Genomic DNA, 19,677 nt, shown 5'->3' on the forward strand with positions numbered 1-19,677 from the left:
GGGCCGGTTCACGAGGGGCCGGAACGAGGTTCTCATCTTTCGCCGTGCCCGGAAAGCGACCGGGAGCGGACTAGGAAACCCCTGGATGAAACGGCTTTTTGGTAATAAGCACGCAGATCTGGCATGTCCCGGCGTCGCCGGGCGGCGAGGCCCTCGCCGGGCCGCAGGCAGGGCCGCCCGGGGCCGCTCAACCTCACGCTCACTCCGGGGTGCTCGACTCAGGCTCCTCCCGGTCCGCCCAGCTCAGGTCGCTCCGGGGAACTCGGCTCAGGCCGCTCCGGTCCGCCCAGCTCAGGCCGCTCTGAGGCGCTCAGCTCAGGGCCGCTCGGGGGCCGTCCAGCCTGGGCCGCGATGGCTGTGCCTGCCTGCTACGCACCCGCCCACAACGGCGTTCCTGGCTACACACCCGCCCACGACGGCGCTGCCGGATCCACATCCGCTCACGACGGTCCTGCCGGATCCACATGGGTCGCGGCGTCCGTCTCCACCGGTCCGTGATGGGGGATGATCGGCGGTTCTCCAGTGAGGAAGCGTAAGAGTCCTGATATTTCCGTCTTTAGGTGCATTTCTCAGCTAATGCCGTTTATTTCCGGGTTTGCGCTATGGCGTGCCAGCCGGCGGGCGGGTCGGTCATCGCCCGCGCGGCTGCCGCCCGGCGAGCCTTCCGGGTGGAGTCAGCATCACCGGAATCCGGCCCCACGGTGAGTGCCGGCTACGGTCGGTCTACTCGGGCCCGTCGCGAGGAGACCGCCTCGGGCAGGTCATCCGGCGTCGCCGGTCACCCTGACCCGCGCGCCCCGGCGCGGGCGGCGCGGCCCGCCGGCCTGCTCCCCGTCCCGCCGCCGGAGCTCGGGAATGTACGCGAGGACCAGGGCGAAGTCCCGAGCGGGATCGGTGTACCACCGGCCAAGCGTGAACCCGCTGCGCATCAGCTCGCCCTCCAGCCGGTACCGGTAGAACTTGGAGCTGATCTCGGTGCGCATCTCCTCGCCGGCCTTGAACGAGACGGTCAGGTCCAGCTCGCGGAAGCGGACGCGCATGGGACGGCTGGCGCGCAGCCGCATCTCGATCCTGTGCAGCCTCCCGTCGTAGAGGGCCACGTGGTCGAAGGACTGGGGGTTGAAGTCCGCGCCCAGCTCGCGGTTCATCACGGTCAGCACGTTGCGGTTGAACGCGGCCGTCACCCCGGCGGCGTCGTCGTACGCGGCCACCAGCCGGCCGGTGTCCTTCACGAGGTCGACCCCGAGGAGGAGGCTGTCGCCCGGGGACAGGGTAGCCCGCAGCTCGGCGAGGAAGGACTCCCTGGCCTCGTGGTCGAGGTTGCCGAGGGTGCCGCCGAGGAACGCGACCAGCCGCCTGCCGACGCGGGGCAGCCGCGCGAGGTGCCGCTCGAAGTCGGCGCAGACCGCCCAGATGGCGAGTCCGGGGTAGGCGTCGGCGACGCGGTGGGCCGCGGCGTCCAGCGTGGTCGCGTCCACGTCGACCGGCGAGTACGTCTTGAGCGTCCCCGCCGCGGTGAGCGCGGAAAGGAGTATGACGGTCTTCTCGCTGGTGCCCGAGCCGAGCTCGACCAGCGTCTCGGCGCCGGCCAGCCGGGCGATCTCGGCGGCGTTCTCGCGCAGGATGGCGAGCTCGCGGCGCGTCGGGTAGTACTCGGGCAGCGTGGTGATCTGGGAGAACAGCTCGCTTCCCGTGGCATCGTAGAACCATTTCGGCGGCAGCCACTTGGGCGCCGAGGTCAGCCCGGTGCGGACGTCGTCGGCGAGGGCCTTGCGGAGGTGGTCGGGGCCGAGGTGGTTGACCGTGTACAGGAACGGCAGCGGGATCTGTGTGACGGACACGCGGGCCTCCTGGTGTGACGGTGGAAGGGTGGCTCCTGAGGATCGGAAGTCGGTCGGTCGTCCGAGATGGGCCGAAGGGTCAGAGCGGCAGGATCCGCACGCCGCCGGCGGCGGCGACGACCAGGTGGCGGTCGGGGACGGCGTCCCAGCCCGGCCGGTCGTCCAGCGGCTCGCTCGCGAGCAGCACGCCTTCACCGAGCGGCTCGCCCGTGAACCGGGAGGTGGTGTCGTCGCCCCAGCACACGAACAGGGTTTCGTTCCAGGCGGTCGCGGCCACGGCGTCGCCGTCGGTGAGCAGCAGGTTGAGACGCGCGCCCGGGTCGTCCGCACCCGCGCGGGTCACCACCTCGGCCAGCGCGTCGCCCATCGGGACGCCCGTGCCGAGCCTGGCGAACACCGCCGCCGCCAGCCACGCCGAGTCGCAGGTGCTCTCGGGCTCGCCACCGTCGGCGAGCGGCCTGACCGCCTTGCGCGCCACCCTGCCGTTGTGGCTGAGCAGCCACCTGCCCTCGGTGAAGGGCGCGGTGGCGGACTCCTCTATCGGCATGCCCGGGCTGGCGGAGCGCACGGCCGCGAGCAGGCACCGCGAGCGGGCCGCGGCGGCGAGGCCGGGCAGGTTCGCGTCCGTCCAGATCGGGACGCAGCGGCGGTAGCGCACCGGTTCCCGGCGCGCCGCGTCGTACCAGCCCATGCCGAAGCCGTCGGCGTTGACGGCGCCGCACCGCTGCAGGCGCGGCGCGTAGGACTGCCTGAGCAGGCCGTGCTCGGGCTCCTGGATCAGCGACGCGAGCGGCTGGGGAGTACCCAGCCACGCCGCGTGGCGGCACATGTCAGGCCTCCTCCGGAGACGCCGCCCGCGCGCACCGGAACCCGGCGAAGATCTGCCGCCGGGCCGGGTAGTCCCAGTTGCGGAAGGTCGTGCGGATGGCCGTGGGATGTGTGGCCCACGATCCGCCGCGCAGCACCCGGTAGGTCTCGCCGAAGAACACCTCGCTGTACTCGCGGTAGGGGAAGGTCCGGAAGCCCGGGTAGGGCAGGAACCACGAACCGGTCCACTCCCACACGTCGCCGATCATCTGCTCGGCCCCGTAAGCGCTGGCCCCCGCGGGGAAGGCGCCCACGGGCGCGGGCCGCGAGGCGCGGTGCCCGAGGTTGGCGTGCTCGGGCAGCGGGTCGGCGTCGCCCCACGGGTAGGCGCGCGCCCGGCCGGTCGCGGGGTCCCATCCGCAGGCCTTCTCCCACTCGGCCTCGGTGGGGAGCCTCCTGCCCGCCCACCGCGCGTAGGCGTCCGCCTCGTACCAGCTGACGTGCTGCACGGGCTCGGCCATGGGCACCGGTTCGGTCCGCCCGAAGCGCGTACGCCACCACGTGTCGCCGTCGCGCGCCCAGAACAGCGGGGCCCGCACGCCCTGTCCCGCGCGCCAGGGCCAGCCCGCCGGGTCCCACCAGCGCGGGTCGGCGTACCCGCCGTCCTCGACGAACTCGGCGTACGCGCCGTTGGTCACCGGGTGGCGGTCGATCCAGTAGGCGGGCAGGTCCACCCGGTGCGCCGGTCGCTCGTTGTCGTACGCCCAGGGCCGGGTGCCGGTCCCCGCGACGAACGGGCCGGCCGGGACGAGCACCTCGCCCGCGCCATCGGTCCGTCCCGGGGGCAGCTCGCCGTCGCGCACCAGGCCCGGCTCCCGCGAGAGCTGCAGGGTGGCGAGCATCGTCTCGTCGTGCTGGTGCTCGTGCTGCAGGATGAGCCCGAACACGAAGCCGTCCGACCGGAGGGGCTCGGGATCGCGCAGGTCGACGGCGTCGAGCACGTCGAGCACGCGCCCGCGCACACCCGCGATGTACGCGCGCGCCTCTGCGGGGCCGAGCAGCGGCAGGCTCGGCCGACGCGCGCGAGGGTGCGCGAAGGCGTCGTAGATCGCGTCGATCTCCGGGCGCAGCGGGGTGGCGCCGCCGACCTCGCGCAGCACCCACAGCTCCTCGTAGTTGCCGATGTGGGCAAGGTCCCACACCAGCGGTGACATCAGGGTGGAGTGCTGGCGGACCAGCACCTCGTCGTCGGTGTCGGTGTAGGCGAGCGACCGGCTCCGCCCCCGCTCCAGCTCGGCGGCGATGCGTTCCTTGAGGCCGGTCATGCCGGGACCTCCTCGCCGAGCCAGGCCCTCCCGTGCGGGCCGGGCTCGCGCACGCGGGTCAGCAGGTCGAGGGCGGGGGAGCGGCCGGTGGTCACGTGCCGGTCGGCGAAGGCGTCCACGTCCGCGACCAGGCCCGGGCCCGCGCCGAGGCGCGGCAGCGCCCCGATGGCGGCGCGGAAGCAGTCCTCGGCGGCCCGCCGGAGGCGCGCGTCCCCGAGACCCACCTGCGCCGCCTGCCACCAGCGGTCGGCGAAGGGCTCGGCCGAGGCGAGCGCGGCGTCGGCGGCGCGGTCGTCCAGCAGGAGCGCCGAGATCACCGCCACGCAGGCGGGCCAGGAGCGCGGGTGCAGCGCGTCGAGGTAGCGGATCTCCAGCCAGCCCCGCGGCCGTACCGGCGGGAACACCGTGGTCGCGTGGAAGGCCAGGTCGCACGCGGTGGGCTTGCGGCCGACCAGGCCGGGGGTGGCCATCCAGTCGCCGAAGGTGGCACGGCTCGGCGGGGTGTGGTGGCGCGCGTACTTCTCGCCGACCAGCATGACGCGCGCGTCCATCAGGTACCTCGCCCATGCCGAGGCCGGGTCGCCGTCCCACACCAGGGGACGGGTGCGTGTGGGGTCCAGGTGCAGCCATACGGCCTGCCGGCCCGACATCCATCCGCACGGCCGGGAGGAGACCATGGGGGAGTTGGCGAACGCGGCGTTGAGCACGGGGCCGAGGCGGTTGGCGCGCTCCCACCGGGTCTCGGGGCGCTCACCGAAGTCCACGTTGACCTGGATGGAAGCGGTCAGGCACATCATCATCGGCCCGTAGGGGACGCCCAGCAGTTCGGCCATCGCGTCGTAGCGCGGCTCGCGGATCTGGCGCAGGGGCGGCCGCACCGGGTCCAGGCCCATCCCGGCGAGCACGAGCCCCTCGTCGTGCAGCGCCCCGCGCACCGCCTCGACGTCGGCGGCGGCTCCGGAGACGGCCCGCGCCAGGGTTCCCGGCGGGCCGGAGAGCTCCAGCTGGCCTCCGGGTTCGAAGGTGACGGCGCTGCCGCCGGGCAGGAGGGGAAGGGACTCGGCGATGCGCTCGACCGCGACCTGCCTGGACGGGTCGGCGCGGTCGAAGACGAGGAACTCCAGCTCGATGCCGATGCCGTCGCCTGGTGTGCCCTGAAAGCACTGTCGCGCGAACCCTTCCACGTCCGCCAGGTCGCGGACTCGCGCGTCGCTGTACTCCGTACCGATCATGGACCCTCCTACGCTGAGGTGTTTCGGTCGGCAGAGCTCTGGGAGACCTCCCGTTCGCGTGATCCGGCTCGCAAGGGCATGCGGAACCGGCAAGAGGTGAGTGGGGTGGCGAGAGAGTGTTTCCATCCGGCGAGGTCATGCCTCGCGGGTAAGTGATCGCCGGCCGGGGTCGCGGCGTCGGCGAGATCGAACGGCCGGTGGGATGGGCTGAGCCCCCTGCGGACCTCCGAGTTCCGATCACTGCGGCGTTTGACTAAGCATCTCGTACCCGTCGTTACGCCATATCAAGCCCAAAGGGGACGTTCGCCTCAAACGATACGATCTACCCTCATAGCACCAGTCGGGTGACTCCCTCGGGAACGCGAAAGCTCCGCCGGGAACCACGGAGGTTCCCGGCGGAGCAGGTGCGGGCAGTCAGTCCTGGGAGAGCAGGCGGTCGCGCGTGGCGCGGGCGATGCCGGGGTTGTCGGAGAAGACGCCGTCCACCTTGAGCGAGTACAGCTTGTCCAGGTAGCGCATCACGTCCCCGGTGGCACGCGGGTAGACCGGGCTGCCGGGGTTGCCGAGCCGGTAGTCCACGGGAAGCTGGGAGTTCTCCGGCCGGACCGTCCAGGTGTGGACCAGTAGCCGCGCGCGGTGAGCGTCCCGCACGAGCGGCGTGGGCGCCTGCGTCCTGCCGTCGGGGCCGATCGGGATGATCCGCGTGGTGGCCACGCCCAGGCCGTCGGCGTACCGGGAGATCTCCCGCAGGCCCTCGGGCGTGACGAGGTCGGTGTACGTGCGCGGGTCGCCGGCCGCCACCAGGTCGTACGGCGCGCCGCTCGCGTTGATGAGCTGGATGAGCCGCAGGCGGGTGGCCGAGCGCAGCTCCTTGAGGTTCTTGGTCTCGAACGACTGGATGAAGACCGGGGACCGCAGACTGTCCCAGCCGTGGCGCTTGAGGGCCGCCAGCAGGGGCTCCTCCAGCGACAGGCCGATCGAGTCGAAGTACGTCGGGTGCTTGGTCTCGGGGTAGACGCCCACGCCGTACTTCTGCGCGAGCTCGATGACCTCGTCGAACGTCGGGATCTGGGCCAGCCCGTCGAAGGCGGTGTTGTCGGGCCGCAGGTCGGGGACGCGCTCCTTGGCCCTCAGCGTGCGCAGCTCGGCCAGCGTGAAGTCCTCGGTGAACCATCCGGTCATCGGCACGCCGTCGATGGTCTTGGTGGTCTTACGATCGGCGAACTCCGGGTGGTTCGCGACGTCGGTCGTCCCGGAGATCTCGTTCTCGTGCCGGGCGACGAGCACGTGGTCCTTCGTCGACACCAGGTCCGGCTCGATGTAGTCGGCTCCGAGCTGCGCCGCCGCCTCGTACGACAGGAGCGTGTGCTCGGGACGGATGGCACTGGCACCGCGGTGCCCGATGATGACCGGTCCCCGGTCGTCGTGTCCGGCCTTCGCGGCCGTCGCGCTCGCGGGCTGGAGGGCGGCGAGCACCACCCCTCCCACGAGGACGGCCAGCGCACCGGCCAGCGTCTTGTTCCACATCAGAACACACCCCACTCTCTGGTCTCGCGGGGCACGTTAATGTCACGAGCTGTACCCGGGGTGGCGACGCAGTTAACGATCAAAGGTGTGTGCGTGCCACCTCTCGGGCGGTCGGCACCCTCACACGGAGGGGGCGCCCGCGCCGTCGAGATCGGGCGTGGCCCTGCCGGCCAGCCACTCGCGCGCCCGGGCGAGGTGGCGGTCCGTCAGGCCGGTCATGGGATCCACCTCCACCAGCAGGAACTCGTCCACGCCCGGATGATCCTTGAGGTACTGCCAGTCGGGGGTGCCGAGGCTGTCGTCGAACCAGACGAACGGGCGGCCCGCGACGTACTCCGCGACGTGCCGGGTCTTGAAGTGCTCGCCCGCGCGGCTGCCGGGGTCGCTGTTGACCTTGATGACCGGAAGGGAGGGCAGGCCGATGCGCGGCGATATGTGGTCGTTGGCGTGCTGCTCCCAGGTGGTGGCCCACGCCAGCTCGGCGTCCGCGTCGCGGGCGAGCTCGGCGAGCTGGCGGCCGTGCCTGCGGTTCAGCAGGATCCGGTACGTCTGCCCGTCGAGCACGCAGTCGTGGCGCCTCAGCCACAGCGAGTGCCTCCGGGCCGGGTTGAGCACCCCGTCCACGTCCAGCAGTACAAGGGGACGCTTGGTCACGTGCCGCTCCTCGGTCGTCGGTGCTGGATGCCATGATGCCGCCACCATGGCCCAGTCTTCCAACTCCGCGGCGGGAGCGGCGGTCACGTCAAGCGTTTCCAGGTCAGGCCGCGCGCCCCGCCTCCGCCCGGTCCCAGGCCTCGGCGAGCAGCTCGTACGAGCGCACGCGGTCGGCGTGGTCGTGGGCGATCGTGGTCACCAGGAGCTCGTCGGCCCCGGTCGCGTCCCTGAGCACGCGCAGTCTCTCCACCACGGTCTCCGGCGCGCCGACGAACTGCGTGTCCACCCGGTCGGCCACCAGCCGCCGCTCCTCCTGGCTCCAGGAGTGCGCGGCGGCCTCGCGCGGTGACGGGAAGGCAATCGCCCCCTCCCCGGCGCGGATGCTGCGCACCCACAGCCCGTACGGCGAGGCCAGCTCGCGGGCGGTGGCGTCGTCGGGGGCGACCACCGCGTCCGCCGAGACGACGACGTACGGCGCGGCCAGGCCCGCCGACGGCTTGAACGCGGCGCGGTAGGCGTCCACCGCCTCCAGCACGCTGGATGGGCTGACGTGGTAGTTCGCCGCGAAGGGCAGGCCGCGCTCCGCCGCCACCTGGGCGCTCTGGCCGCCGCTGCTGCCGAGGACCCAGACCTCGACGTCCGCGCCCTCCCCGGGCACGGCGTGGGCGTCGAGTCCCTCGGACGACAGGTAGGTGCCGGCCACCAGGGCGAGGATGTCGTCCACCTGGTCGGCGAAGTCGGGGGACTCGGCCCCCGGCTGCTGCAGCAGCGACGCGTACAGCGCGAAACGCGGCGAGGTGAGCAGGTGCGCGAACGAGAACGGCGGCGGGATGAGCAGGCCGTGCGTCTCGCGGGCGGGCCGCGCATCCTCTGGCCGTGCCTCCTCGGGGCGGGGCTCGCCCTCCTTCAGCTCCTTGAGGGCCTCGGCCCGCCGCTGCCCCGACCGGCCGAGGCCGAGGTCGATCCGGCCCGGGTACAGGGCGTCGATCGTGCCGAACTGCTCCACCACGGCCGCCGCGGTCTGGTGGCCCAGTTGCACGGCTCCCGAGCCGACCCGGATGCGGCTCGTCGCCGCCGCCACCAGCGCGATCAGCACGGCCGGGGCCGAGCTCGCGACCCCGGGGGTGAAGTGGTGCTCGGCGAGCCAGTACCGGTGGTAGCCGAACTCCTCGGCGCGCCTGGCGAGGTCGATCGTGTTCCGCAGGGCGTCCGCGGCGGTGCCGCCGGAGACGATGGGGGCGAGGTCAAGGATGGACAGCGGGGTCCGATGGGATGACATGTCTGCCTTTCGCTGCTGGGACCGGATGTACGGGGGCCGGCGCTCGACCGGTGCCTCGGGGTGGACTCCCGCCCTGCTCAGGCCGCTGAGACCGGGGCGGGCCGCTCAGGCCGGGGCGGGCCGCGGGAAGGGCCTGCTCGGGATGTCCTTGCGCAGCACGGGCGCGATCTCGCTCTGGAAGAGCTCCAGCGTGGCCCGGTGCTGCTTGTCGGTCAGGCCGTCCGCGTCGGCGCTCAGGTGCATGACCTCGTGGCCGAACCGCTCGTGGTAGCGGTGGACCTTGTCGATGATCTGCTGCGGGCTGCCCACCAGGATCGAGCCGCGCTCGATCGCGTCCTCCAGCGTGGGGAACACCGGCGCGAGGCCCAGCCTCCGGAACATCGCCAGCCGCGCGTCGAAGATCGGCCGGTAGGTCTCGACCGCCTCCTGGGAGGTCCTCGCGCCGTAGTAGCCCGCCGTGCCCGCCCCGACCAGCGCGTCGGCGGGATCGTGCCCGTAGAACTCCCAGCGCTCGCGGTAGTAGCGGATCAGCTCGGCGTACGGCTCGATCGGGTTGGTGACGTTGGCGGAGAACAGCGGGTCGCCGTACCGGGCCGCGAGGTCCACCGACTCCCTGCTGGTGGCGCTGCCGTGCCACACGCGGATCGGCCGCTGGAGCGGGCGCGGCCAGGTCTCGGCGTCGCGCAGCTCGGGACGGAAACGGCCCGACCACGTCACCCTGTCCTCGCGCCACAGGCGGCGGAACAGCTCGTAGGACTCGCGGTTGCGGTCCCACTGGTCCTCGCCGGTCACGTGGAACAGTTGTGCCTGCGCGGCGCCGTTTCCCTTGCCGATGATGAGCTCCAGCCGGCCCCTGGACAGGTGGTCCAGGGTGGAGTAGTCCTCGAAGGCCCGTACGGGGTCCAGCAGGCTCAGCGTGGTGACGGCGGTGAACAGCCGGATCTCGGAGGTCCTGGCGGCGATGTGGCTGAGCACCACCGGCGGTGAGGAGGAGATGAAGGGACGCTCGTGGCGCTCACCGACCCCGAAGCCGTCGAAGCCCAGCTCCTCGGCCAGGACGGCGTTGTCGACCACCTCGCGCAGCCGCGCCGTGGTCGGCTTGAGCTCGCCGGTGAGGGGGTTGGGCGCGTGGACGATCAGTGTGATGGCGAGGAACTTCATGCGGGTTCCGTTTCGGCGACGGGATCGGGTCCAGGTCGGGTTCGCAGGGGTTCAGACGGCGGCCGAGGCGTAGCGGTTGGCCGCAACGGGCAGGCCGAGCAGGCCGCGCAGAGTCGGCGCCTCGTACGCGCGGCGGAAGGCCTCACGGGCTTGGAGCACGGGCACCAGGCCCCGGGTGATGGCCGTCAGGTCGGAAGGGAGCACGCCGGGACGCAGCCGGTAGCCCTCGATGCCCGCCTCCTGCCAGTCGAGGAGCCGGTCGGCGAGCCCCTCGGGGGTGCCGGCGAACACAGCCGCGTCCGAGACGTGCCCGGCCCCGTCAAGCGAGTCGAGCCGCGACCGGCGGCCGGCCGCCGCCCGGGCGTCGGTGTCGAGGTAGACCAGCAGGTCGGCGAAGACACGCAGGGGCTCGCCCACCCGGCCCACGGCCGCCTCCGCCTCGCGCACCTCCGCGACGATGGCGCGCGCCTGGTCCTTGTCGTGCGGGGTGACGTAGACCACGTCGGCGCCGCGTGCGGCGAAGCGGTACGGCAGTGAGGCGTGCGCGAGCGCCGTGACGAGCGGCTGGCCCTGCGGAGGGCGAGGGGTGATCGCCGGGCCCTTGACGCCGAACCACCGGCCACGGAAGTCGACGTAGTGCAGCTTGTCGCGGTCGACGAAGCGGCCGGTGGCGACGTCGCGGATCACGGCGTCGTCCTCCCAGCTGTCCCACAGGCGGCGCGCGACCTCGACCGCGTCCGCCGCCTCCTCGAACAGGTCGTTCACGTGCCGGGACAGCTCGGGGGCGTCGTGGTCCTCCGGCCGTAGAACCGGGAACTCGCGGCGGCCGAAGTGCGCGGCCTCGGTGTGGCGGCCGGAGACCTGCGCGCGCCACCCGGCGCGCCCGCCGCTGACGTGGTCGAGGGTGGCGATGCCCGTCGCGACGTGGAAGGGCTCGGTGTGGGTGGTCGTGGCCGTGGGCACCAGCCCGACGCGGGTGGTCGCCGGGGCGATCCTGGCCGCGAGGAGCACGGCGTCGAGCCGCCCGCGGACCTGGTCGGTGCGGTCGTCGGGGCCCTCGTACCGGGAGGACTGCGGACCGAGTGAGTCCTCGATCGTCACGAAGTCGAGCAGGCCGCTCTCCGCCTCGGCGGCGAGATCGGTCCAGTAGCGGGCGGAGAAGAGCTCTCGCGGGCGGGCGGACGGGTCGCGCCACGCCGCGGGATGCCAGCCGGCACCGTCGAGGGCCGCGCTGATGTGGAGGGGAGTGGGCGGCATTCGGGGCCTCTTCCTCGTGCTGCGTCGGCGAGGGCTTCGGCGAACCGCGATGCGGCCGCTCGCACCCCCACCTCCAGCCGATCACCGCCGGCCGTGACCGGCGTTCGCTTGCGGGACGCTGCCGTCCCGCCTGGTCGTCACCTGGAGCACCCTGCGGACGCGGGTTGCCGACCAGCAAGCCAGGGCTTGTCGCTGGTCTCATGACCTGAATCGACGATAGCCACGCGCCGTGAAGTATGCAATTCCTACCTGATTAGTTCTAAAACTGGGTGGCCGGTCGCGCCGGGGCCCGGAAACGCGTCGTGCCCCGCACCGTGAGGTGCGGGGCACGAGGTGAGGCTGAGGGCCGGTGAGCGGTCGCCTCTCGGCGGGTGGCACAACGTGGCTCCAGCCGGACGGTATTCCACGAAGGCAATAGGTGAGGCCCGGGGACACGTTCTCACCGACCATCAGGTGTAACCCATACGGGCGCCAGTGCATTCCCGGCGGCGCGTACGGATTCCGGCCGGGGAAAGTCGCCTCCCGTCCAACGGCCGCGCTACATGGATGGGGGATGTGGCCCGGCGGAGGGCGGGACATGGTCGAACGGAGACGCGAGACCGCGGGGTTCCGTCCACCTGGCCATGAGCCGGGCCCCCGGAAAGGATCGGAAAGGAAGGGAGGCGGCGGGCAGGACGTCCGGCGGCCGGGTGACACCGAGGTCGTGACCGGGCTGTCAGGGGACGGGCGGCGCGGTCGGTGACCTCGCCCGCGCCGGACTTCAGGAGGACGATAATGAAGGCACTCGTTTACCACGGACCTCGCGACGTCAGCGTGGACGACGTACCCGACCCTCGCATCGAGGAGCCGCGCGACGTCATAATCAAGATCATCACGACGAACATCTGCGGGTCGGACCTGCACATGTACGAGGGCCGCACCGACATGGAGCCGGGCAGGGTCCTCGGGCACGAGAACTTCGGCGAGGTCATCGAGGTCGGCGACGCCGTGGAGCGCATCAGCGTCGGAGACATCGTCTCGATCCCGTTCAACGTCGCGTGTGGTTCGTGCAAGAACTGCAACGCCGGGCTCACCAACTACTGCATCAGGGCCAACCCCGACTATCCCAGGTTCTGCGGCGGGGCGTACGGCTTCGCCGGCATGGGCCCCTGGGAGGGCGGCCAGGCCGAGTTCCTCCGGGTGCCCTGGGCGGACTTCAACTGCTGCAAGATGCCAGAGGACGGCCTCGAGAAGCAGAACGACTACGTGATGTGCTCCGACATCTTCCCCACCGGGTACCACGCCACCGAGATGGCCGGGCTGCGCCCCGGCGAGTCGGTCGTCATCATGGGCGCCGGCCCCGTCGGGCTCATGGCCGCGCTCTCGGCCGTGGTGAAGAGCGCCAGCAAGATCATGGTGGTGGACCGCCATCCCGACCGCCTGGCCCTGGCGGAGAAGATCGGCGCCATCGCGATCGACGACTCCAAGGGCAACCCGGTCGAGCAGGTGCTGGAGCTCACCAACGGAGAGGGCGCCGACCGGGGATGTGAGTGCGTGGGCTACCAGGCCCATGACCCGCAGGGCCACGAGCACCCCGACGACACCCTCAACAAGCTGGTGGAGTCGGTGCGGTACGCCGGCGGCATCGGCGTCGTGGGCGTCTTCGTCCCGGAGGACCCGGGAGGCCCCGACGATCTCGCCAAGCACGGGCGGGTGCCGCTGGAGTACGGCCTCCTCTGGTACAAGGGCCAGACGATCGGCGGCGGGCAGTGCCCGGTCAAGCGGTACGACCGGCACCTGCGCAACCTGATCCACACCGGCAAGGTCGAGCCGTCGTACATCCTCTCGCACGAGCTGCCGCTCAAGGACGCGCCGGACGCCTACGCGCACTTCGACAAGCGCGAGCCCGGCTGGACCAAGGTCACGCTCAAGCCCGGCCTCGGATAGCCAGGGTCCCCGCTCCGAGCCCCTCCGGGCACCACCGCCGGAGGGGCTCGGTGCCGTCACCGCCCGCGACCCGCCGAGGCGCAGCCGGGGGAGGTCCAGCTCACCCATCCGGGGCCGGAGGCCGCGCGCCAGCCGCCGGGGTGCCCGGGCCAGGACTCCTCCGGAGGGCGCTCGGCGAGCGGGGGCACGATGACGGTGCAGGCGGCGGGCGGTGGAGGCTCGTGGGCGGCGTCGAAGGGCGTCAGTTCCGTCCACCAGATCCGGTACGCCAGCGGCAGCCTCACCTTCCACGAAAGCCCACGGTCCACGGCCACGCCGCCTGTGGTGGGCAGCGGGCCGGGCGCGGCGCGGTGGGCGGGCCCGTCGAAGGTGCCGCCGGTCACGAACATCGCGTTCACGGCGACGAGCGCCGCGCCGGCCAGCGGTAGCCGGAGCGCGGGCATGGAGGCGGCCAGCAGGCAGGCCAGCAGGGCCATGGCGCGGACCGACGCCGTCACCATGTCCAGCGCCCCGTAGGACCCCGTGAGGAAGGAGATCTCCGGGAAGTCGAAGGCCACGAAGGCGTACCGCTGGAGCCGGTCGCCCGCGTACAGGGCGGCCACCGTCCCCGTGGCGGCCATCAGCGCGGCCGAGGCCAGCGCGTGCCGCACGGCGGCGCGCCGGGTCCCGCGGGTCAGCGCAACCAGGCCGGCGAGGGCGAGGACGACCGCCACGCACGTCAGATACCGGCCGTAGGCGTAGTTGCCGACCCGGTGCTCGTCGGGCAGCGCGGCCGAGGAGGCGTACGCGGTGCCCGCCGTGACCAGCAGCAGCGCCAGGGCCGCGACCCGGGCCGGCGCCGGGGCGCGGCGGCACAGCGCGGTGACCGCCGTCGCGGCGATGCCGGCCCCGGCCAGGCCCCAGGTGCCGGCGATGAGGTACCACACCTGCCCGGCCGCCCCGGAAAGCGCCCAGGCCTGCCCGTCCAGGCTGGTCAGCCGGGTCCACAGCAGCCCTGCGAGGTCGCGGGTGCCGGAGGGGTAGAGGGCCGCCGCCAGCGCCGCGTTGAGCGCCCGCGCCCCGGCCGCGGCCACCAGCGCGGAGGCCGTGGCCGCGAGACCGGCCCGGCGGGGCAGCCGGCCGCGGAGCAGGAGGAAGCCGACGATCAGCGCGTGCACGAGCAGCAGGACGGTGCCGCGCAGGTGGACCGCGTACCCGTACCCGGCGAGGAGGCTCGCGACCACGCCGGGCAGGACCGCCCCGGATCGTACGAAGGCGTGCAGGGCCAGGAGCCAGCCGAGCACCAGTGTCGGCAGGATCGCGTCCGCGAGCGCGAGCTGGCCGAAGATCAGGGTCGCCGGCAGCAGCGCCGCCGCGAACGCGAGCGCGCAGGCCGCGGCCGGGGCGAGCCCGTGCGGTGGGAGCCGGCGCAGCGCCAGGTAGCCGAGGGGGAACAGCGCCGCTCCCACGACCGCGCCGACGGCGACGACCAGGCGGTAGGCGAGCGCCGGGTCGTGGACGAGCCAGAAGACCGGCGCCAGCAGGAGGGGATAGCCGCCCTGGTACAGCGTGCCGCCCGACATGTCCGTCGTGGCGCCGCCGGCCAGCCAGCGGGCCGCGGCCAGGTAGCCCACCTCGTCGGGGTTGGCGACCGGCCCGGTGCGCCACCGTGCCAGCCACACCCGCAGCAGGAGGTGGGCGAGCCATCCGGCCGCCAGCATCCATCGGACGCGGGGACGGGTGGCCCGCCGCGCGGCGGGCGGGGCGGGGGAGACCGGGTGTGGGGTGACGAGCGTCATGGCAGAGACACTCCGGCGGAGATTCGACCGAACCTTCCGTGAAATGTCTGGGATTCAGGACATTGACGAAGAGCTGACACTCATGATCGAAATAATGCGGTCATGGCCAGCATCGTGTTCGTCGAGGACGACCCGCTCATCCGGGCGTCGGTGGAGTTCGCCCTCTCCCGCCAGGGGCACAGCGTCACGGCCAGGACGACCGGCGAAGAGGGGCTGGAGTGCATCCGGGCGCGCCGCCCCGAGATCGCCGTCCTGGACGTCATGCTGCCGGGGATGGACGGGATCGAGGTCTGCCGCAGGATCCGCCGCATGGACACCCTGCCCGTGATCCTGCTGACGGCGCGGGGCGACGACCTCGACGTGGTCCTCGGCCTGGAGGCCGGCGCGGACGACTACGTGATCAAGCCGACCGAGCCGCGCGTCCTGGACGCCAGGATCCGGGCCGTGCTGCGGCGGGTGGAGACCACGCACGGCGACGTCTCGACGTACGGAGACCTGGTGGTCGACAGGGGAGCGCTCAAGGTGACCCGGCGTGGCAAGGACGTCAGGCTCACCCCCACCGAGCTGCGCCTGCTGCTCGCGCTCACGCGGCGGCCCGGGCTGGCACTGACCCGCCAGCAGCTTCTCGCCGACGTCTGGGAGCACACCTACCCGGGTGACTCGCGCATCGTGGACGCCTGCGTGCAGCGCATCCGGATGAAGATCGACGACGAGCCGTCACGGCCCGGGTACATCGAGACCGTGCGCGGGTTCGGCTACCGATTCGTCGCGCCGTGAGGGCGGCGCGGAGCGCGGGGCTGCGCCTTCGGCTCATCGCGGGCTTCGTGGTGGTGGCGCTGCTGTCATCGCTGGTCGCGTCCTGCATCGCCTACTACCTGGTACAGCGATCCACGCTGGACAGGACCCAGGCCAACGTGATCGGGGAGTTCAAGAACACCATCGGCAGGAACGTGTCCGACGACATGCCGGAATTCTCGAACTACAACTTTTCGAGCGTCGACTACCTCCAGCAGCTCAAGTCGGCGCTGAGCGTCCAGGGGCGGTACGACGTCAAGCTCGCCCAGGTGCAGCAGGACGGGGTCTACTTCTTCCCCGATCTCGACACCCGCTACGGGGTCGACCTTCCGCCCGACTTCGTGCAGATGGCCAGGAGCAACACGGTCTACCGGCGGATCGACCACCGTGGCACGCCGTTCCTCCTCGTGGGGGCGCAGGTGTACGCGCCCCCGCTCCAAGGGGGGACCTGGCGCCCCACCCCGGTCATGGGTTTCGTCATCGTGAGCCTGGCCCGCGAGGCCGGGGACCTGCGCACTCTCACCCGGGTCCTGGCGATCGGCGGCGTGGTGACGCTCGCCGTCGCCGTCGTCTTCGCCCTGTTCGCCGCGAGGGGGGTCCTCGAGCCCGTGCGCAGGCTGGGGCGGGTCGCCCGTGCCCTCGGCGACGGGAAGCTCGACACCAGGGTCGAGGTGGCGGGTGGCGACGAGCTCGCCGACCTCGCCCGGACCTTCAACCGGACGGCCGGGGCGCTGGAGGAGGGCATCGCCGAGCTGCGCGCCATGGAGGCGTCCTCCCGCCGGTTCGTGGCGGACGTCTCCCACGAGCTCCGCACGCCGCTCACCGCGATAACGGCGCTGGCGGACACCCTCGCGGACAAGGACGTCTCCGCCGCCGACCGGGAGACGGCCGGTCCGCTGGTCACCGAAGGCGTCCGGCGGCTCAGAACCCTCGTGGAGCATCTGATCGAGATCAGCCGGCTCGACTCCGGGACGGCCGCTCTGGTGCCCGACGACATCGACGTCGCCGGCGCGGTGGCGGCGTGCCTGGCGCCGCGCGGCTGGGCGGGGCGTGTGGAGGTCGAGGGTCCCGGCGGCCTGATGGCGCGTCTGGACCCCAGGAGGTTCGACGTCATCCTCGCCAACCTGGTGGGAAACGCGTTCAGGCACGGCGCGCCCCCCGTGGTGGTGCGATTCGGGGAGGAGGCGAGAGACGGCGTGCCCGGGCTGAGGCTCACCGTCGCCGACCACGGGCCTGGCATCCCCCGGTGGCTGCTGCCCCTGGTCTTCGACCGGTTCGTCAAGCAGGACCGGGCTCGTACGAGCAGCGAGGGCAGCGGGCTCGGGCTCTCGATCGCCCGCGCCAACGTCGAGCTGCACGGGGGGACGCTGGACGTGCGGAACGAGTCCTCCGGTGGGGCCGTGTTCACCGTGTGGCTGCCGCTGGGGGAGGACGCGTGAGGCGCCCCGCCGTGACCGGCCTGGTCGCGCTTACGCTGTTCGCGGCAGGCTGCGGCATCCAGCCGACGGGTACCACCGTGGAAGGGGATCCGCCGATAGCGCGGGCCAAGTCCCAGTCGAACCTCGTCTACTTCGTCAAGAACGGGAAGCTGATGAAGGCTACGAGGCCGGGGTTGCCCACCGTGCCGGAGTACGGCCTCCAGCAGCTGATGGAGGGGCCGTCCGAGGTGGAGAAGGCGAGCGGCGTCACCTCCCGCGTGAGCCGCTCCACCATCTCGATCACCCGTGAGGGGGACATCCTGTCCCTGTGGGGGCAGCCGGTGATCAAGGGCATCGGACTGGCCCAGATCGTCTGCACGGGCACCGCCGTCTCCGGGATCCGCGCCGTCAGGCTGGCCAACTGGCAGACGGGAGGCCGCACGCACACCTGCGCGGAGTTCGCCGAGTTCATGTGACCGCGCCTCCTCGCGCCCGGGGCCGGTCGTTCAGGAACGCGGTTACGGGGTGGGCCGAGGGGGGAGCGGGAAGCGGAGGGACGCGGCCACGATGTGGTCCTTGAGCTCGGTGTCGGCCAGGACGTGCTCCACCGAGCCGCCCTCGCCGATCACCGCGTCGGCCAGCTCGTCGATGACGTCCTCGGTACGCCGCGTCGGCCGCCCGCACAGCGGGCACGTGTCGCCCGATCTCGCGAGCCAGCCCGACTCGTCGCACACCACCCCGGGGGCCGTCGCCTCGTCCTGGACCAGCAGGGCCTGCACGGCGGCCACCGAGCCCGCCCACAGGCAGTCGTCCAGGCCCAGCGCGGCGGGGCGGCGCGTCGCCACCCGCTCCAGCACCTCGCCGACCCACCGGCGCTCCTCGTCGCGCTCGTACTGTTCGACGATGCGCTCGGCGCTGTGGCGGATGTCGGCGGGCGTGGCCGTCCTGAGGTCCACGGTGAACGTCCCCGCGACCTTCGGACGCAGGTGCTGGGGGAGGAAGTCCAGGAAGATCGGCACCTCCTCCGGGTGCCCGCCGATGATCAGCAGCTCGTGGTCGCCGGCGCGGAACAGCTCGTCCAGCAGCCGCACGGCGTTGCGGTAGTGCCGTTTCGTGAGGTCGTCGGCGCGGTTGCGTACGCGGTGCTCGGTGAGCCCGTACCAGCCGGCGTAGTTGGGCTTGCGCAGGGCCGGGTCCTGGACGCCGCCGAGTTCGCGCAGCTCGTCCTGGTACAGCTCCCAGGCCGACGCGGACCGCCGGTCGACCACCATGACGCAGGCGCGGTGGTACTCGTCCAGCATGGCGAGCATGGGACGCACCCAGGCCGTGGCGTCCACCATGATCCGGTCGCGCACGGCGCGCGGCAGGACGACCTGCTCGAACAGGTCGCCCTCGCTGCAGGAGAAGACGGCCACGGCGCCGGTCTCCACCCGTTCGAGGCCTTCGAGGTTCTCGATGCGCTCGATGTCACCGCGTATCGACAGGCGCGCCCGGCGTCCCAGGGAGCCGTCCCGCTCCAGGGGGCGGATCTCGTGGAGCAGGCTGTTGATCCGGGTCGAGAGGGCGGCGGGGCCGTCCCGCCCCACTCCGGCGTACAGGGATACCACGGGCAGGTCGCCCCCGTTGAACCTGAGGATCCGGTCGACCGTCTCTGTGGTGATCATGCGTCGCCCCCGTCGCTGGTCCTGACCTCAGTATTCGCTACTCGTCACTCCTCGCTCGTGGACGCCCCCCGCGTCCGGAGCGGAGCGCCCGCCTCGTGCATGTGGCGAAGGGCCTGGGCGTATGAGCTGTACAGGCTGCTCTCCAGATAGGGGATACCCAGCTCGGCGCAGTAGGCCCGGACGATCGGCTGGGCCCGGCGCAGGTTCGGCATCGGCATGCTCGGGAACAGGTGGTGCTCGATCTGGTAGTTGAGCCCGCCGAGGGCGATGTCCACGATCCGGCCGCCCCGCACGTCGCGGGAGGTGAGCACCTGGCGGCGCAGGAAGTCGGGGCGCTCGTCGCCGGTCATCATCGGCATGCCCTTGTGGTTGGGCGCGAACGTGGAGCCCAGGTAGATGCCGAAGATCGCCTGGTGCGCGGCGATGAACAGCAGGCCCTTGCCGAACGGCAGGACCGCGAAGACGGCCGCGAAGTAGGCCACGAAGTGGACGACGAGCAGCGTGCCCTCGACCCGCCGGTGCTTGAGCGACGGCCGTCCGAGGGCACGGAAGCTGGCCACGTGGAGGTTCAGGCCTTCCAAGGTCAGCAGGGGGAAGAACAGGAACGCCTGCCAGCGGCCGATGTACCTGGCCACGCCCCGGCTGTCGGCTGCCTGCCGCTTCGACCAGACCAGGACGTTGGGGGAGACGTCGGGGTCGTGGTCCTCGTGGTTGGGGTTGGCGTGGTGCCGGGTGTGCTTGTCCATCCACCAGCCGTAGCTCATGCCGACGCCGAGGTTGCCCGCCACCCAGCCCGCGAGCTCGCTGGGACGCCTGGACCGGAAGACCTGCCGGTGGGCCAGGTCGTGGGCGACCAGCGCAACCTGGGCGAAGACCAGCGCGAGGAACGCCGCGACCAGGAGCTGGTACCAGGAGTCGCCCACCATGAAGAACGCGACCCAGCCGGCCACGAACAGGCCTCCGACGACGCTCAGCCGCAACGCGTAGTAGGCGGGGCGCCTGTCCAGCAGCCC

General features: G+C 72.2%; 16 protein-coding genes and 1 riboswitch. Of the genes, 4 read left to right on the forward strand and 12 right to left on the reverse strand.

The window, feature by feature from the left end; translation table 11 throughout:
- Nucleotides 1–761: 761 nt before the first annotated feature.
- From egtD to ACOZ38_RS18540, 9 genes are all read right to left on the reverse strand, one after another.
- Nucleotides 762–1,841 carry an L-histidine N(alpha)-methyltransferase gene (gene egtD / locus ACOZ38_RS18500; protein ID WP_424532144.1) on the reverse strand — a complete coding sequence of 360 codons (1,080 nt, stop codon included), beginning with the start codon at nt 1,839–1,841 and terminating at the stop codon, nt 762–764.
- A gap of 79 nt (nt 1,842–1,920) precedes the next feature.
- Nucleotides 1,921–2,670: an ergothioneine biosynthesis protein EgtC gene (gene egtC / locus ACOZ38_RS18505; protein ID WP_424532146.1), complete on the reverse strand. Its 750-nt coding sequence runs from the start codon at nt 2,668–2,670 to the stop codon at nt 1,921–1,923.
- Between the two features lies 1 nt (nt 2,671).
- Nucleotides 2,672–3,973, reverse strand: coding sequence for an ergothioneine biosynthesis protein EgtB (egtB, locus tag ACOZ38_RS18510; RefSeq protein ID WP_424532148.1), 1,302 nt, complete (start codon nt 3,971–3,973; stop codon nt 2,672–2,674).
- On the reverse strand, nt 3,970–5,205 hold the full coding sequence (gene egtA, locus ACOZ38_RS18515; protein WP_424532150.1) for an ergothioneine biosynthesis glutamate--cysteine ligase EgtA: 1,236 nt from the start codon (nt 5,203–5,205) through the stop codon (nt 3,970–3,972). Before egtA ends, egtB begins: the two co-directional genes overlap by 4 nt.
- 414 nt (nt 5,206–5,619) lie before the next feature.
- On the reverse strand, nt 5,620–6,732 hold the full coding sequence (locus tag ACOZ38_RS18520; protein WP_424532152.1) for a glycerophosphodiester phosphodiesterase: 1,113 nt from the start codon (nt 6,730–6,732) through the stop codon (nt 5,620–5,622).
- Between the two features lie 120 nt (nt 6,733–6,852).
- On the reverse strand, nt 6,853–7,386 hold the full coding sequence (locus ACOZ38_RS18525; RefSeq protein WP_424532153.1) for an HAD domain-containing protein: 534 nt from the start codon (nt 7,384–7,386) through the stop codon (nt 6,853–6,855).
- A gap of 103 nt (nt 7,387–7,489) precedes the next feature.
- Entirely contained in the window at nt 7,490–8,665 is a 1,176-nt protein-coding gene (locus ACOZ38_RS18530; RefSeq protein ID WP_424532155.1) for an MsnO8 family LLM class oxidoreductase, read from the reverse strand.
- Between the two features lie 105 nt (nt 8,666–8,770).
- Nucleotides 8,771–9,826: an LLM class flavin-dependent oxidoreductase gene (locus ACOZ38_RS18535; protein WP_424532156.1), complete on the reverse strand. Its 1,056-nt coding sequence runs from the start codon at nt 9,824–9,826 to the stop codon at nt 8,771–8,773.
- 51 nt (nt 9,827–9,877) lie between these two features.
- Complete coding sequence (locus ACOZ38_RS18540) at nt 9,878–11,083, reverse strand: LLM class flavin-dependent oxidoreductase (RefSeq protein ID WP_424532157.1); 1,206 nt, start codon at nt 11,081–11,083, stop codon at nt 9,878–9,880.
- Between the two features lie 99 nt (nt 11,084–11,182).
- A riboswitch (SAM riboswitch) is annotated at nt 11,183–11,289 on the reverse strand.
- A 568-nt stretch (nt 11,290–11,857) separates the two neighbouring features.
- On the opposite strand from ACOZ38_RS18540, the gene ACOZ38_RS18545 reads away from it, so the two are divergent.
- Nucleotides 11,858–13,009, forward strand: a complete 1,152-nt coding sequence (locus tag ACOZ38_RS18545; RefSeq protein WP_424532158.1) for a glutathione-independent formaldehyde dehydrogenase — start codon at nt 11,858–11,860, stop codon at nt 13,007–13,009.
- Between the two features lie 56 nt (nt 13,010–13,065).
- Here the strand turns inward: ACOZ38_RS18545 and ACOZ38_RS18550 are convergent, their stop codons facing one another.
- Nucleotides 13,066–14,787, reverse strand: coding sequence for a hypothetical protein (locus ACOZ38_RS18550; protein WP_424532160.1), 1,722 nt, complete (start codon nt 14,785–14,787; stop codon nt 13,066–13,068).
- Between the two features lie 102 nt (nt 14,788–14,889).
- Here ACOZ38_RS18550 and ACOZ38_RS18555 point away from each other — a divergent pair, with 102 nt between their 5' ends.
- Genes ACOZ38_RS18555 through ACOZ38_RS18565 form a run of 3 tightly spaced genes read left to right on the forward strand, consistent with a single transcriptional unit; the run spans nt 14,890 to nt 17,476 of the window.
- The gene (locus ACOZ38_RS18555) at nt 14,890–15,564 is read left to right on the forward strand and encodes a response regulator (RefSeq protein WP_424532162.1); all 675 of its coding nucleotides are present in this window, start codon (nt 14,890–14,892) and stop codon (nt 15,562–15,564) included.
- Nucleotides 15,561–17,021: an ATP-binding protein gene (locus ACOZ38_RS18560; RefSeq protein WP_424532164.1), complete on the forward strand. Its 1,461-nt coding sequence runs from the start codon at nt 15,561–15,563 to the stop codon at nt 17,019–17,021. The genes ACOZ38_RS18555 and ACOZ38_RS18560 overlap by 4 nt, the downstream gene beginning before the upstream one ends.
- Nucleotides 17,018–17,476: a hypothetical protein gene (locus ACOZ38_RS18565; RefSeq protein ID WP_424532165.1), complete on the forward strand. Its 459-nt coding sequence runs from the start codon at nt 17,018–17,020 to the stop codon at nt 17,474–17,476. Before ACOZ38_RS18560 ends, ACOZ38_RS18565 begins: the two co-directional genes overlap by 4 nt.
- Before the next feature lie 42 nt (nt 17,477–17,518).
- On the opposite strand, the gene ACOZ38_RS18570 is transcribed toward ACOZ38_RS18565, so the two are convergent.
- Nucleotides 17,519–18,664 (reverse strand): hypothetical protein, encoded by a 1,146-nt coding sequence (locus ACOZ38_RS18570; protein ID WP_424532166.1) that lies wholly within the window; start codon nt 18,662–18,664, stop codon nt 17,519–17,521.
- A 44-nt stretch (nt 18,665–18,708) separates the two neighbouring features.
- Nucleotides 18,709–19,671 (reverse strand): fatty acid desaturase family protein, encoded by a 963-nt coding sequence (locus tag ACOZ38_RS18575; protein WP_424537040.1) that lies wholly within the window; start codon nt 19,669–19,671, stop codon nt 18,709–18,711.
- Nucleotides 19,672–19,677: the final 6 nt, after the last annotated feature.

Source organism: Sphaerisporangium viridialbum (genome assembly GCF_049674955.1).
Lineage (GTDB): Bacteria > Actinomycetota > Actinomycetes > Streptosporangiales > Streptosporangiaceae > Sphaerisporangium > Sphaerisporangium viridialbum.